The sequence below is a fragment of the Pseudomonas sp. EA_5y_Pfl2_R50 genome, assembly GCF_963970475.1.
Classification (GTDB): domain Bacteria; phylum Pseudomonadota; class Gammaproteobacteria; order Pseudomonadales; family Pseudomonadaceae; genus Aquipseudomonas.
Map to the genome: position 1 here is coordinate 1 of NZ_CAXAPT010000263.1, position 225 is coordinate 225.

At 51.1% G+C, this 225-nt stretch carries 1 rRNA gene; it reads left to right on the plus strand.

What is annotated here, in order from left to right:
* Nucleotides 1–122: 122 nt before the first annotated feature.
* Nucleotides 123–225 (plus strand): 5S ribosomal RNA (rrf, locus tag AACY19_RS27740); the annotation flags it as partial.

Genomic DNA, 225 nt, shown 5'->3' on the forward strand with positions numbered 1-225 from the left:
AGACCAGATTGCGGTGTGTGAAGACGAAACGAACCGAAAGTTCGATGTTCACAAAACACCAGCTGTCACATACCCAATTTGCTGAAGCGAGGCCATCAGGTCACGACTCAGTACCCGAATTTCTTGACGACCATAGAGCGTTGGAACCACCTGATCCCATCCCGAACTCAGCAGTGAAACGATGCATCGCCGATGGTAGTGTGGGGTTTCCCCATGTGAGAGTAG